General features: G+C 56.7%; 8 protein-coding genes. 7 read left to right on the top strand and 1 reads right to left on the bottom strand.

The window, feature by feature from the left end; genetic code table 11:
* Positions 1-24 precede the first annotated feature (24 nt).
* The 7 genes from ABEA92_RS01145 (at position 25) to ABEA92_RS01115 (ending at position 11,472) form a co-directional block, all read left to right on the top strand.
* A complete protein-coding gene (locus ABEA92_RS01145) occupies positions 25-960 on the top strand; it encodes a sugar phosphate isomerase/epimerase family protein (protein ID WP_345681912.1) in 936 nt (311 codons plus the stop codon).
* 208 nt (positions 961-1,168) lie between these two features.
* Positions 1,169-2,092 carry a 16S rRNA (cytosine(1402)-N(4))-methyltransferase RsmH gene (gene rsmH, locus ABEA92_RS01140; RefSeq protein WP_345681911.1) on the top strand — a complete coding sequence of 308 codons (924 nt, stop codon included), beginning with the start codon at positions 1,169-1,171 and terminating at the stop codon, positions 2,090-2,092.
* 524 nt (positions 2,093-2,616) lie between these two features.
* Complete coding sequence (locus ABEA92_RS01135; protein WP_345681910.1) at positions 2,617-3,159, top strand: RNA polymerase sigma factor; 543 nt, start codon at positions 2,617-2,619, stop codon at positions 3,157-3,159.
* The gene (locus ABEA92_RS01130) at positions 3,156-8,252 is read left to right on the top strand and encodes an MG2 domain-containing protein (protein ID WP_345681909.1); all 5,097 of its coding nucleotides are present in this window, start codon (positions 3,156-3,158) and stop codon (positions 8,250-8,252) included. Before ABEA92_RS01135 ends, ABEA92_RS01130 begins: the two co-directional genes overlap by 4 nt.
* A 231-nt stretch (positions 8,253-8,483) precedes the next feature.
* Positions 8,484-8,987 (top strand): HEAT repeat domain-containing protein, encoded by a 504-nt coding sequence (locus ABEA92_RS01125; protein ID WP_345681907.1) that lies wholly within the window; start codon positions 8,484-8,486, stop codon positions 8,985-8,987.
* Positions 8,988-9,221: 234 nt separating this feature from the next.
* Entirely contained in the window at positions 9,222-10,364 is a 1,143-nt protein-coding gene (locus ABEA92_RS01120) for an endonuclease/exonuclease/phosphatase family protein (protein ID WP_345681906.1), read from the top strand.
* Between the two features lie 142 nt (positions 10,365-10,506).
* A complete protein-coding gene (locus ABEA92_RS01115) occupies positions 10,507-11,472 on the top strand; it encodes a lysophospholipid acyltransferase family protein (RefSeq protein ID WP_345681905.1) in 966 nt (321 codons plus the stop codon).
* 62 nt (positions 11,473-11,534) lie between these two features.
* On the opposite strand, the gene ABEA92_RS01110 is transcribed toward ABEA92_RS01115, so the two are convergent.
* Complete coding sequence (locus ABEA92_RS01110) at positions 11,535-12,797, bottom strand: HD-GYP domain-containing protein (protein WP_345681904.1); 1,263 nt, start codon at positions 12,795-12,797, stop codon at positions 11,535-11,537.
* Between the last annotated feature and the right edge of the window lie 365 nt (positions 12,798-13,162).

Raw genomic sequence — 13,162 nt, 5'->3', positions numbered from 1 at the left:
CTGCTCTGCGAGTGAATTCCCGCGATGAAAAAACAAACTCTCCTGCCGCGTCGTCGTGTCCTGCAACTTGGTGCCACCTCGATCGCGGGTTTGGCGATGATGCGTACGTCAACGGCGGACGATGTAAAGCCTGCCGATAAACCTTGGCTTCGCAAGACGCTGAAGATTGGCATGATTGGCGTCAAAGGATCGCTCACCGAAAAGTTCGCCGCGGCAAAGCAAGCGGGCTTTGAAGGGGTTGAGTTAAATGCGCCTGGATTCAATGTCGACGAAGCCAACGCGGCCGCCAAAGAAACCGGTTTGATCATTGACGGAACCGTGGGTGCGGATCACTGGGGTGTCCGTCACACCGACGCCGATCCACAAACGCGAGCCAAAGCGCTGGCCAGTCTTCGCAAGGGGCTCGAGCAAACCGCAGCCGTTGGGGCGGACACAATGTTGTTGGTTCCCGGCCGTGGTTCTGATGGGACGGCTGAAGAGGTTTACAAGCGAGCGGTCGACAACATCCGTCAAGCGCTTCCGGATGCCGAGAAGTTGGGCGTTTCGATTTTGATGGAGAACGTTTGGAATGAAATGTTCTACGACCCCAACGGCGGGACAGACCAGACGGCCGACGCATTCGCTGCGTTCATTGACGAATTTGATTCGCCTTGGGTCGGTGCTCAGTTTGACATCGGCAACCACTGGAAATTTGGTGACCCTGCGGCTTGGATTCGCACGCTTGATAAGCGAATCAAGAAGCTCGACATCAAAGGGTTTTCGCGTGAAACGGGCAAGTTCACCAAGATCACCGAAGGCGATATCGATTGGCCGAGTGTGAAGCAGGCGCTTCGCGACATCAAGTTCACTGGTTGGTTGGCAGCCGAAGTCGGCGGTGGCGATCTGGATCGATTGAAAGAAGTGAGCCGTAATTTGGACAAGGCACTGCAATGCAACGAGTCCGTCGCCAGCGTCGGTTGAGTTTCGAGTAGGGCCAGTTCCCGCCGGCCGACGTTGATCGCGTCATTGAAGCGTCCGGAAGGAACCGGCCCTACGCCTCATGATGGCCGAAACTCTTGACGAGTTCCGCTACGGCTAGGCCGGCGTCAATCCCGTTGGATAGTTCTCGCGATGCTGTAGAATCGGTCGGTTAGATCATGCACCTGTAACCGAACGCTAGGAAGAGACGTTGTCCAACGAAGAAGCTGAGCCGAGCGAAATCGATACGTGTCACGTTTCGGTGATGCCGGACGAGGTGGTGTATTGGGTCGCCAATCCTGAGGTGGCGACGACGCCGCCAAAGGTGGTGATCGATGGGACCTATGGTGGCGGCGGTCACTCGCGATTGTTGCTCAAAGCGATCAGCGACGATGGTGCTCGCGTGATTGGACTGGACCGCGATCCAGCCGTCAGCGCTCGGGTGGCGAGCGAGACGCATGATCCTCGGCTGACCGTATTTTTGGCCAGCTACGAGCAGGCCGCCAAGGCGCTTGACCAATTTGATCTGACGACCGCTGACGCCATGGTGTTGGATCTCGGATTGTCGAGCGACCAATTGGCTGATCGCGAGCGAGGGTTTAGCTACACGGTCGACGGACCGTTGGATTTGCGATTCGATCCTGAAAACGGAGTCCCTGCAAGTCGCTGGTTGGCTCAACACGACGAGAAGCAAATTGCCGACGCGATCTATCAATATGGTGAAGAGCGTTTCAGTCGCCGAATTGCTCGGGCGATCGTGGCAAAACAACGCGAGCGGCAACCGATTAGCACGGTCAACGAGTTGGTCGAAATCTGTCGTCGCTGTGTTCCACGCAGCCGCAATCACGATATTCACCCCGCGACGCGGACGTTCCAGGCACTGCGGATCGCGGTGAACGACGAGTTGGGGATTTTGGAGCGGACGCTTCGTGATGCGCCCGATTGGATTGCGCCCGGTGGCCGGATGGTAATCATCAGTTTCCATTCGCTCGAAGACCGAATCGTGAAAAACGCGTTTCGCGACGACGATCGCTGGGAAGTGTTGACGAAAAAGCCGCTTCGGCCCAGCGAATCCGAGGTCGCCCATAATCCACGCAGCCGCAGCGCCAAACTGCGAGTTGCCCGCCGACGCTAAGGTGTGGGATTGGCTTCCAGGCTGTCATCAAGCACCCTCCAACCTCCAACCCCACAAGCGAAAGTCGCCAAGACTTTCGTTAAGGATTGGGAATATCGCGAAATTCATGACGACTTGTTAATTTAATCGAAATGCAAATCGCAACAGTGAGCCGTGGGCGGTAAGGCACCGGGTAGCGCGCGGGACCCGGCCGCTGACGCGTCGCGGCTCAGTAAATCAACAAGCCGTTGACGAGTTCCGCAACGAAGGACCGTCAGAAGAAGCACTTGCGCCGCCTTCCGTAGTGGACGAGGCAACGAGTCCTTTTTGGCCTCCATGAAGCTGCAGGACTCGTTGCCTCGTCCACTACCGCCCGCCACTTATTTTCTGAACGTCCTAAAAAGCGGCGCGGTCCGAAACTCTTGACGAGTTCCGCTACGTGAAGGCTGTGCGGTCCGAAAGTCTTGACGACTTTCGCTACGGGGAAATCTTTTTTTTCTTTTTGAAATCCCTACCATGGGCTCGGTCGTCTTATCTTTAGACCCATGGAATCAACGCCCGCAAGTTCTGATGACACGCTCGACCAGCGGCTCCGATCGCGTTTGGAGGCCCAGTTTGCCGATGCGCACGGAGAACTGATCGGGACGTTGTTCTATTTGGTCGGAAATCACGAGGATGCTCGCGATGCGCTGCAGGAAACGTTCCTGAAGTGTTGGCGGCATCGTCAGCAGATGGATCAGGTCTCGAATTTGAGGGCTTGGGTGTTTCGCATCGCGTTGAACACCGGCCGCGATTGTCGCAAAGCCGCCTGGAATCGGCGGCGACAGCCAATCTTGGAGGAAACCGAAATGGTCTCGACCGCCGACTCACCCGACGCCGCACTGCTGAGAGCCGAACAGCTCTCGGTGCTGCAGGCCCAAGTTCTCCGGCTTCGCGAGGAAGAACGCGAGGTCTTTCTGCTTCGCCAAAACGGCGAGATGACCTACGAGCAGATTGCCGAAGCTATGTCGCTGCCGATCGGCACCGTCAAAACGCGAATGCGAATCGCCATCCGCCAACTGCGTGAATCAGTGGGAGGCCAATCATGAACACGAATTTGAACAATCAATACAACGACAAAGACGAGCTGCGACAAGCGCTTTTGGAACTGCACTACGATCTGCTGGATGAAGCCGAGGCAACTGTGCTTCGCGCCGCGATCGATTCGGATGCCGACGTGGCTGCCGAGTGGGCCAACACGCTGAAATTGGCGAGCGACATTGCCGATGCGGCAAGAATGCCGGTGAATAGTGAGCCGACGGCGCACGGCATTGCGCGTCCCGGCGTTGAAACGCGAGGCAACGAACCGGAGGGCTTGCGCCCTACCGCCACCGGGAAATCATCCGTCTGGCTAACGCCGACGTTGGTCGCGGGACTCGCTGCACTGTTTGCGCTTTTCATGATCGGTTGGTGGCATCTGTCTGAACTGCCCGCAAAACCGATGGCCGCGGTACGTATCGAAGCCGAAGTGATCGATCAAGCGAACGCATCGAATGAGTTTCTCATCAAAACGACGCGGATGGATGGTTCGGGATTGAGCGTCGGTGGGTTCCAAGTGACTCCTGCAATGTTGTCCTTCTCGGTGCTCGCACAAAACGTGACGCTGTTTTCCGGGGTCGCCGAAACGGATCACTTGGGAATGGGCAAGATTGTTTTGCCGTCGGATCTGGTGATCCCTCGCGAAGCAGAACTCCGCGTCGAAGCGACCTCGGCCAACGGCGAGCGGTCCGAATCGAGTGTCGTGGTGCCGCTGGAACCGACCCGCTGTCTGACCTATTTGACCGTCGATCGGCCCGTCTATCGTCCTGGCGAAACCGTTTACTTTCGCTCCTTGACGCTCGAACGTGCTTCGTTTCAACCCAAAGTCGATGTGCCGATCCGTTACGAGTTGATCGACCCCAGTGGCGCCGCGGTGGCAGGCATGTTTAGCGAAGGCTTGACCGAGCGAGCCGTCGGCAATGGTGCGTTCACGATTCCAAAAACGGCGCCAGGCGGTTCGTACACGTTGGTTGCCAAAAGCTTGGATGGGTTCTTTCCCGACGAGCGTCGCGAGTTCCAAGTGCGTGCATACCGAGTGCCTCGCTTTAAAAAGGAACTCGAGTTTCGTCGCCGCAGCTACGGCCCCGGCGATACGGTGGAAGCCGATTTCAAGGCCGAGCGTGCCGAAGGGGGCATGTTGGCCAACGTTTCTGTGGCAGTGGTTGCCAAAGTTGATAACGAGGTGATCCACGAACAAGCCGCAGAAACGACGGCCGCGGGGACCTATGCGATTTCGTTCAAACTGCCAACCAACATTCGCAAAGGTGCGGGCCAATTGGCGGTCGTGATCGACGACGGCGGCACGCAAGAGACCAAGGTGAAAACGATCCCAATCCAACTGGGACGAGTTGATGTCGAGTTTTTCCCCGAAGGAGGTTATTTGGTTGATGGGCTGCGAAACCGCGTGTACTTTGTCGCTCGCAACTCGCTCGGCGAACCGATCGACATCAAGGGCGAAGTGCAATCGCGTGACGGGCGTCAAGTGGCGACACTGCAAACGACTCGTGACGGTATGGGGCGATTTGAATTGGTGCCCAAGCGAGGCGAGCGTTATTCGCTGAGGGTCAGCTCGCCGATCGATGTGCACAATACCATCCGATTGCCGGCGGTGGTCAAGGAATTGCCAGTGATCGATACCGGCGTCGGCGTCTTTGCCGCGGGCGAACCGATCACGATGCAGGTTCGCAGCACGGTGGATCGAAATGCATTGGTGCGAGTGGTGTGTCGAGGTCAGCTCGTTAGCGAGCAAATCGTGAAATTGAAACCAGGCACAAACCCAATGTCGATTCCAGTGGGCAAGAAGGCGAACGGAGTGGTACGAGTAACAATACTGGATTCCGATAAGACGCCTGCGTTGCCGCTGGTGGAACGACTCGTTTTTTGTCGTCAAGAACGCCAATTGCAAGTGGAAATCGTCGAATCGGCCGAGGGACTTGATCGATCGCCGGGCGAATCGACTCGGTTGACGTTGCAGGTACGTGATGAAACCGGCGAGCCGACGCCAGCGGTACTCGGGGTCGCCGTCGTCGACGATGCGGCGCTGCGAATGGATGACACCGAGCGGCCAAATCTGCGCACCCACTTCTTGTTGACTAGCGAGATTCAAAAACCCGAGGATCTCGAGCACGCGAATTTCTACATGAGTGACAGCGACGAGGCGGCGGAAGCGGTCGACTTGCTACTGGGCACGCAAGGATGGCGACGTTTTGTCAGCGGATCGGCCGACCAACCCAACGTCGATTACCGCGAACAGTTGGTGCGACTGCTTCAGTTGGACGGGGACCCGTTGGCGGCGACTCCAACGTCGTATCAAACCAACGGACGCCAAGTTCAGCAATGGAACCGCTACCGTGAGGCCGCACAATCAGCGTGGCGATTGATCTTGTTCCAAACCCGAATCTTGATGGCGATGATTGTGCTGTTGTGGATGATTTCGATCGCCGTCCGCATGCGTCGATCGTCCAGTGCTCGTCTGGCCGGTCTGTTGCTGTTGGCCGCAACATCGTTGTTTCTGTATGGCTGTGGAGCCCAACAGTACAGCGAAAGGGCATCGGTTGCTGCGGATACCGGCTCCGTGGAGGAGTCGGCTGCGCAAGAGTCCGCGCCACCGATGGCGATGGAACCCGAAGAGATGTTCATGGACGAGATGGCGATGGACGGCATGAAGGAAATGGAGAAGGTCAAACCAGCGGTCGAATCGCCGGCACAGAAAGGACTCGTTAAGTCAACACGTGACGAACGCAACAAGAACGCCGTTGGTAATCGAGAATTCGACGACGGCGGATTCGGTGGAAAATATCGCGGTAGTGACCAGAGTCGAATGATGTTTGAAACCGACACGCTGACCGCGGATGATCTGAAACGTCTATTGGCCTCACGCGGATTGGATGCTGATTCGCTGGCGTCTCAGTTGTTGGATGAACTCCGTTTTCCGGTCCGCCAATACGCTCATCGCCACGTCGTCGGTGATCCTGAGGTCCGCGAGGATTTCGCTGAAACGCTCTACTGGCAACCGCTGCTGATCACTGATTCCGAAGGCCGTGCGTCGATCCGATTTGACTTGTCCGATTCGGTGACCACGTTCCGCGTGAACGTCGATGCCCACGCCACCAGCGGTCGGATTGGCTCGTACGGCGGAGCCGTAACATCGCGGTTGCCGTTCCAAATGGAACCCAAAATGCCGCTAGAAGTGACAACCGGGGATCGCATTGATTTGCCGGTTGCGGTGGTCAATGCGACCAAGGCAGAGATGCAGGTGGGGATGTCAATCAATGCGGATTCCGCACTGCAGCCATTGGGCGAAACCACACGAACGCTATCGCTTGCTCCCGGCCAACGTCGTCGCGAGTTGATGTCGCTGAACGTGTTGGCTGGATCCGCGGAACAGGACGCGAGCGTTGAAATTCGTGGCAGCACTGAATCGATGCAAGATTCCATTCGCCGGACACTGCACATCGCGCCAGCCGGGTATCCGGTGGACGTCTCGATTGCCGGCCGGTTGAGCGATCAAGCGTCGGTGCCACTGTTGATCCCGGCGGATTTCGTCGACGGTTCGTTGGCCGTTGCGGTCCGTGCGTATCCATCGCCCGTGGCGGACGCGATGGCAGGAATCGATAGCATCCTCCGAGAACCGCATGGATGTTTCGAGCAAACCTCGGCGACAAACTATCCCAACACGATGGCACTGTTGTACATGCAGAAATCCGATTCGACGAATCCCGAAGTCGCTCAGCGTGCGATGGGAATGCTCGAACGAGGTTATGGGAAACTGATTAGTTTTGAGTGCGAAAAACGAGGCTACGAATGGTTCGGCAACGATCCGGGGCACGAAGCGTTGTCCGCATTTGGGTTGATGCAGTTCAACGACATGACCAAGGTGATGGACGTCAGCGAGGAAATGATCACACGGACGCGGGTCTGGTTGATGGGGCGCCGCGACGGCAAAGGAGGCTTCAAACGCAACCCTCGCCATCTGCACGTGTGGTCGGTACAGCAGCACATCGTCAACGCGTATGTGTTGTGGGCACTCTCGGAGGCGGATGTCGCTGCGGGACAGTCGCGGCGGACGGCGAACGAATTGAAAGCCGAACTGGACCAACTTGCGTCGGTGGCGAATTCGTCGAATGATCCTTATCTGATCTCGTTGTCCGCGGCGACGCTGATGAACGTCAACCGCAACACGGAAGGACGTAAATTGCTTGATCGGCTGACGCAATTGCAGCACGAAGACGGACATTTGGAAGGGGCCACGACGGTGGTATCCAGTGGCGGTTTGTCACGAAAAATGGAAACGACCGCGTTGGCGGTCCTGGCGTGGAGCAAGGCGGCCAAGTACGCATCCAACGCCGATGGAGCCGCGGCATGGATCCGTGCCAACCGCACCGGCAACGGCGGATTCGGGTCAACGCAAGCGACCGTATTGGCGCTGAAGGCCCTAATCACCCATGCGAACCATCAAGACGTCAGCTCTGCCGGAGCGATTTTAAAGGTCATGTTGGATGGCAACGTGATCGGTCAAACTCAAATTCCGCAGGACATCCGTAGTGGTTCGGCGGTTGAGATTGCAGGGCTCGGTCAATCGATCGCTGCGAAGTTAGCAGAATCCGATTCGGTGGAACTGACGCTGCAGGCCGACGGAGTAAATAATTTGTCGTACACCGTGGACGTTTCTTACAACGCGACCACGCCCGAGTCGGACGATCAGTGCCCCGTGAAAGTGACGGCGGAGCTTTCGGGCAAATTTGACGCGGATGGCAACGTCGCGGCAGGAGACTCATTGACGGTCAAGGCGTCTTTGTTCAATACGACCGGCGAAGGCCAACCGATGACGGTCGCAATCATCGGGTTGCCAGGCGGTTTGGAACCGCAAATCGAGCAGCTTGACGAGCTGAAAAAGGCGGGCCGATTCGACTACTACGAGCTCAATGGACGCGAGGTCATCTTCTACTGGCGGACCATCGAACCGAACTCGGTCAAGGACATCGAGTTCGGCGTGACCGCTGCGATTCCCGGCAAGTACACCGGGCCAGCTTCGCGAGCGTACCTGTATTACACCGCCGAGCAAAAGCAGTGGACCAAACCGATGGTAGTCGAGATCCGCTAAGTTTTGCAGGAACGGACCGAGGTCCGCGACCAGCCTCCACTACGCAGAGAACACTTCGCTCTTTGCTTGCATATACGTGATGGTCGAACTTGCTCTTGCGTGAAACTGCCCGTTTTTGCTAACCCAGAATCGTGTAAAGCTTGTCGTCCAAAGGGCCCGATCTCGGGTCACTCGATGGTTGGTTTTACGTCGCACAGTCAAAACGATCGCTGCTCAGGGAGGGGCAGGGGAATGGATGCAAATTCCGATTGGGCTAGGGGATTGGCCAGTGGTAGCGTTGACGAGCGGATCGCGACGTTACGAAAAATCTCAAATCAATCCGACCCGGTCACGGGCGTCACGATCCTGTGTGTTCAGATGGCAGGCGACTCGGATGACGACGTTCGAATGTGGGCTGCCGAAGCCCTCGCTCACGCGGTCACCCCGCTACCCGCAGAGGTTGATTCGCTCGCGGATTTGCTGCGTCACAGCGACGATGGCGAAATCGATTACTGGGCGGCAACGATGTTGGGGCGATTGAAGACGCAAGCGGCCGCTGCCGTCGATGCGCTACAGTCGTGTGTGGTGAATTCGATGTACCTGCCGGCGCGAGAACGCGCTGTGTGGGCGTTGGCCGAAATCGGGCCGGCCGCCGCCGACGCGATTCAAACGCTTGAAACGACGGCCGAGGCCGCGCCGCCTCGATTGAAACGGTTAGCCAAGGAAGCGATCAAATCGATTGGTAACGCCGCCTAATGTAGGGGCGACGGGTGTTTTTTTAGCTTGGCGGAACCCGCGCGAGCGTTTTACCGCCTTCAGGGATTACTGCTTGGGAAAACCGACGAAAGTCACGGGCTTTTTTCTGCAGCAATTGAACCTTCGTGGTTGCCCCTGAGCGGGGCACTCGCCAGCAACGACGCATTGAAGCAGCGTTAGGATCGCGGAGCGATCAACGACGTATCGAAAGCAACCATCGGCAAGGAGGCCGGGATGGGCTTATTATCAAATTTATTACAAAGCAGCCGCTCACGCTCTCGTAACAAATCGAGTTCCGGTGCGCGTTCGGTCCTCAGCTACATCCCTTTTGTACGTTGGATTGGACCGTCGGTCAGTTTCGCGGGGATCGCCGCGGCGCTTGGGATGGTGGTTACCGGACGCATCGATCTGTCGGTGTTGGATGCGGTTTCCGATACAGCGGCAACAAGTGAAGCCGTCAATGGAACGCCGGTGCAACCGGTCGCCGTCAGCGCGCTGGGGCAACGCTCGTACGAAACGGTTCGATTGGCGACCTTCAATATTCAGATGTTTGGCGAAAAGAAGTCGACGACACGAGTGGTCGATGGCGTCGATGTGATGGGGACGTTGGCCCAAATCGTCAGCCAGTTCGATTTAGTGGCGATCCAAGAGGTTCGCGGTGGCAATGCGGCTCCTGTCGAGCGGTTAGTCGCTTTGATCAATGCATCGGGGGCACGTTACGCCTCCACCGTCAGCCCTCCGATCGGTCGTACTTCACAAACCGAGTGTTATGCGTTTGTGTGGGATCAAACTCGTATCCAGATGATCCGTGACAGTGGTTACGTCGTCCAGGACAATGCCGACCGCATGCATCGCGAACCGATGGTGGCGTCGTTCCAAACGATTGCGGTTCCACGCGAAGGATACAAGCCCTTCAGTTTTACCATGATCAACGCGCATACTGACCCCGACGAGGTCACCCCCAAAGCGACCAGCAACGAAATCAATGTGCTGGACGACGTGTTCGTCCGCGTTCGCCAATTTGAGTATGACCGGATGGGCGAAGAAGACTGTATTTTACTGGGCGATCTGAACGTCGACGCAAACCATTTGCAAGAGTTGGTGATGATCCCCAATGTCGTTTCGATTGCCGGAAACACACTGACCAACACTCGTCGTGATAAGACCTATGACCATATCTTGATCGATCGAGAAATGACTCGCGAATACACCGGTCGATTCGGAGTGATCGATTTGCAAAAGGATCTCGCGTTGACCGAAGATCAAGCGTTGTTGGTCAGCGATCATATGCCGCTGTGGGCCGAGTTCAGTGTCTACGAAGTACCTCAGGGCGAATCGGTTGCCTCGCGTAACGAAGCGGCTCCAATGACTCGCTAGTGTTGAAGTTGCCGTTTAGAGTAACGGAGTCGCGGCAATGCGTATCCTGGTGCGTTAGCCGCAGGAAAACTAGCATGCTTACGTTACTTCAAAGCATGAATGACTCTGCATTTTCCATTTTTTCTGATCGGATTCACTTGCTGTGAAACAGAAATTGCTTCGCCTCAAAACGACTCTCACCGACTTTGCCGCCTATTGCGTGGTTCGATTGTTGGTGGCGGTGATCCAGACGTTGCCGCTGGACATGGGGCAATCGTTTTCAAACGGAGTGGCGTGGTTGGCCGCCGGTCCGCTGAAGATTCGGCATCGTACGACGGAAGGTAATCTGAGTCGGGTTTTCCCAGACGCGGATTCGCGTCAGCGATCGGCATTGTCGATTGCGATGTGGCAACATTTGATCCTGATGGTCTGCGAAATCGCATGGGCTCAGCGTCGGTTGCATCTGACGAATTGGAGCGAGTACATGACGTTCCGCGACAACCGCACCATTTTGAAGTCGCTGCTGAGTGAGCGTCCCGTGGTGGGAGTGACCGGTCACTTCGGCAACTTTGAAATCGGCGGCTACGTGCTTGGTTTGATGGGCTTCAGCACCACCACAATCGCCCGCCGATTGGACAATCCATTCCTGCACCGCTGGGTCGAGCGTTTCCGAGGCGCCAAGGGGCAAGTGATGGTTGACAAGGAAGGGTGTGCACCGCTGATCGATCAACATTTGCAGCAGGGCGGGGTGTTGTCGCTGTTGGCCGACCAACATGCTGGCGACAAAGGTTGCTGGTTGCCGTTCATGGGCGTGCCTGCATCAAGCCACAAGGCACTTGCACTGTTTTCACTTAGTTCCAACGCGCCGATGATCGTGAGCTATACGATCCGCAAAAACGGCGAACCGATGCAGTTCGAATCAGGGTGTGTGGGGATTGCCGATCCGCTGGATGATACGGCCGAAGTGTGTCAATCGGTGACGACGTTGACTCAGTGGTACAACGAACGACTTGCCGTGGCGGTCCAATTGGCACCCGAGCAGTATTGGTGGCTGCACCGAAGGTGGCGTCAGCCGCCCGAACGCGTGGCAAAGCGATTGGCCAAAGAAGCCGCGAAATTGGCCGCATAACCGATCGCAGGGTTGGCGTCGTGATTTACGACACAGCATTTGTGTGGATTCGTAGGCTGTCTTTAAACCCGCAGCACGTTGTCGGCGGGGTTCCAGTTGATTGTAGGCATCTTGGAGGGCGGAATTCGCATTTGTTCGATTTGCGGCGAAGCAATCGGGCGAATGATCCGGTTCTCGGCGTTGTCTTCCTGCACGCACTCTCCGTCATCTCGCATCAGTATCGGGCAAGTGTAGCTGTGGGCCGAGCGGCGGATCACCAATGCGGTGCTGCCGGATCGCAATTCAACATGGCTGCCCAGCGGGTAAAGCGATTCGGTATTCAAAAAAGCTCGTACCACTTCGGGATCAAACGTGCCTCGCGTGCCTTGGTGCAGGATCAAGCCGATGGCGTTGTGAGGCAGGATGCCGCAGCGATTCGTCGACGGCGAGATCAGTTGAATGTAGGCATCGACAACGTTCAAGATGCGTGCATATTGATGAATCCGAGTGCCACGCAAACCACGGGGGAATCCCGACCCATCGTATTGTTCGTGGACCTGTTGTACGGCAATTCGGACGGCCGATGGGGTCTCGGGAATCGCGGAGACACAATCAAACGCAATCACCGGATGTTTTTCGTATTCCCAACGTTCCGAATGCGAGAGCGATTCAGTGGGATCACGGAATTTGGGATCCAACACGTACAACCCGATGTCGTGCAGCAGTCCGGTCAATCCAATTTCAAGCGTCGTGGGACCATCGATTCCCATTTCGACAGCGACGGCCATGGCCATGACTGCCATTTGCACGGATCGACGTTCGAGCGCGACATCGTCACTCGCCGCGCCAATCTCGCCGACGGTTTGATCGTGATCGTCGATCATCGAACGAGCGAACGAGTCCGAGGTGGCGACCAGCGGCGAAATCGAATCAAAGTCGCGAGTCTGAAGAGCGTGGTTGATTTGTTCGAAGCGAGACTTGGCGGTGCTCATGCATTTGTTTAGCTCGGCCGTCCGCTCGTCGCTTAAGGGTTCGTCATGGCGATCGACCAGCAAATCCTTCAGCGGCAACGCCTGTTCCCATACGCCTGTGAATTTTGGCTTGTTCTCTGCTGCGTCTGCGGTGGCGGGGCGGCGAAGTTGTTTGCCGGTCAATTCCGCGATGTCATTCGGATGAACCGCGATGACGTCGTGGTGTTGCTCTTGCAAATGCGAAACGATCGTCGGCGTGATGTGCGTTCCCGACCCCAACAGCAACAGCCCCTCTTTGCTGAGAATCGGGTAGCCGCACGTCGCCCCCGCACACAACTTTTCTAAAGGTAGCTCGACCGTTTCTGAGCGTGACATTTGCCGTCAATATCCGATGAATCGATGTAGTGACCAGCACGCTGCAGTGCAGAACTTTTGGCATGCGGGGGCTGGCGGTTCGCAGACCTCGTGCGTCAAACGAGGAAAATTTGCGTCGAAACAAACAATGTCTCAATCGAACCCTATGTCACGAAATTCGCTGCGACAAACGCAGTTAGGCCCCTTGTTACCGGATTGCGGATTCCCGCATCCTTAATTGCCCAGCGGTTCGGCTTCCCGAGTGAAACGGTGCGGATTTTACGGCGTCGTTGGTGTGGGACGTTTGCACTGGCGTGTCATAATGACTTGGCGTCGGCCCTGAATTTCCAGTTCCGTTTATTTCACTTCTATCGGGCCACCCCCAA

This window comes from Novipirellula caenicola, from assembly GCF_039545035.1.
Lineage (GTDB): Bacteria > Planctomycetota > Planctomycetia > Pirellulales > Pirellulaceae > Novipirellula > Novipirellula caenicola.
The sequence above is the reverse complement of the archived record's forward strand: the minus strand, read 5'-3'. Positions and strand labels throughout refer to the sequence as shown.

What these genes read in the sequence shown, in the direction of transcription:
- ABEA92_RS01145 (WP_345681912.1), top strand. Translation starts at nt 25, where the DNA reads ATGAAAAAACAAACTCTCCTGCCGCGTCGTCGTGTCCTGCAACTTGGT.
- ABEA92_RS01135 (WP_345681910.1), top strand. Translation starts at nt 2,617, where the DNA reads ATGGAATCAACGCCCGCAAGTTCTGATGACACGCTCGACCAGCGGCTC.
- ABEA92_RS01130 (WP_345681909.1), top strand. Translation starts at nt 3,156, where the DNA reads ATGAACACGAATTTGAACAATCAATACAACGACAAAGACGAGCTGCGA.
- ABEA92_RS01125 (WP_345681907.1), top strand. Translation starts at nt 8,484, where the DNA reads ATGGATGCAAATTCCGATTGGGCTAGGGGATTGGCCAGTGGTAGCGTT.
- ABEA92_RS01120 (WP_345681906.1), top strand. Translation starts at nt 9,222, where the DNA reads ATGGGCTTATTATCAAATTTATTACAAAGCAGCCGCTCACGCTCTCGT.
- ABEA92_RS01110 (WP_345681904.1), bottom strand. Translation starts at nt 12,797, where the DNA reads ATGTCACGCTCAGAAACGGTCGAGCTACCTTTAGAAAAGTTGTGTGCG.